Genomic DNA, 1,343 nt, shown 5'->3' on the forward strand with positions numbered 1-1,343 from the left:
CACCGACCGTGGTGTCTGGCCAATGATCTGTCGGCCGGTCCGGTGACCCCGCTGTGCCTCACCGGGCGCGGGGTTTGTGACCTGATAGGAGCCTGTAGCCGCAGGCCGCTGATCACAGTGTTGTCCACTCGCCACGGTTCGGTGAGGTGCCGTTGCCCGCCCAGAACCACCCGAGAAGGAACGACACCCGATCAGCATGGCAAAGCGCACGTCGAATTCCCACCCCGCCCCGGCCACCACGACCGCCGAGGTCATCGCCGGGGTGGACACCCACCGCGACTTCCACTGGGCCGCGGCCCGCAACGCCCTGGGACAGGTGCTGGGGACCCGCCGGTTCGCCGCGACCCTGGCCGGCTACCAGGCGCTGCTGGCCTGGCTGCTCGACTTCGGCCCCATCGCCGCGATCGGGGTGGAGGGCACCGGCTCCTACGGGGCCGGGCTGACCCGCTACCTGCTCACCGAGAACGTGCACGTCGTGGAGGTCAACCGACCGAACCGGCAGAAACGCCGCCAAAAGGGGAAGAGCGACCCACAGGACGCCATCAACGCCGCCGGCGCCGTGCAATCCGGCGACGCCACCACCGCACCGAAACTGCGCACCGGGCCGATCGAATCAGTGCGGCTGCTGCGCAACACCCGCGACACCCTGGTCAAAGCCCGCACCGCGGTCTGGAACACCCTGCGCGCCGTCCTCATCACCGCACCCGACGACCTCCGCGAACGCCTGCAGAACCTCACCCCCGCCGCGCTGCTGTCGGCATGCCAGGACCCTGACACCGTCCCCGACGCCACCGGCACCACGCTGGCCCGTGCCCTGCTCGACTCCACCCTGAGCACCCGGGCCACCCTGCACGAGCTGGCCACCACGATCGGCCACCACAACCAGGCCATCACCACGCTCGACACCCAGCTCACCGCCCTGATCACCCTGCTCGCCCCCCGCACCCTGGCCCAGCACGGCCTCGGCCCCGACACCACCGGCCAGCTCCTCATCACCGCCGGGAACAACCCCGACCGGCTCCGCAGCGAACCCGCCTTCGCCATGCTCACCGGCATCGCACCCCAGAAAGCCAGCTCCGGCCTCACCGACCGGCACCGCCTCAACCGCGGCGGCGACCGCGACGCCAACGCCGCCCTCTACCGCGTCGTCATCACCCGCATGAAAAGCCACCAACCCACCCGCGACTACGTCGCCAAACACCGAACACCCAACCGCTCCAACGGAAAACACGTCATCCGCATGCTCAAACGCTACGTCGCCCGCGAAATCTACCCACACCTCACCGCAGACCTCGCCGCAATCCACCACCTCACCCTTGACAAACCATAGGAGCATCATTGGG

1 protein-coding gene is annotated in these 1,343 nt (G+C 69.2%); it reads left to right on the plus strand.

Annotated features, from left to right (window positions below):
* Nucleotides 1-196: 196 nt before the first annotated feature.
* On the plus strand, nt 197-1,330 hold the full coding sequence (locus AB0M82_RS45875) for an IS110 family transposase (protein WP_364736195.1): 1,134 nt from the start codon (nt 197-199) through the stop codon (nt 1,328-1,330).
* The last annotated feature ends 13 nt before the right edge of the window (nt 1,331-1,343 follow it).

This window comes from Amycolatopsis sp. NPDC051128 (genome assembly GCF_040682715.1).
Lineage (GTDB): Bacteria > Actinomycetota > Actinomycetes > Mycobacteriales > Pseudonocardiaceae > Amycolatopsis.

Bases quoted from the DNA above. Each gene is read 5' to 3' on its own strand.
- AB0M82_RS45875 (WP_364736195.1), top strand. From the start codon at position 197: ATGGCAAAGCGCACGTCGAATTCCCACCCCGCCCCGGCCACCACGACC.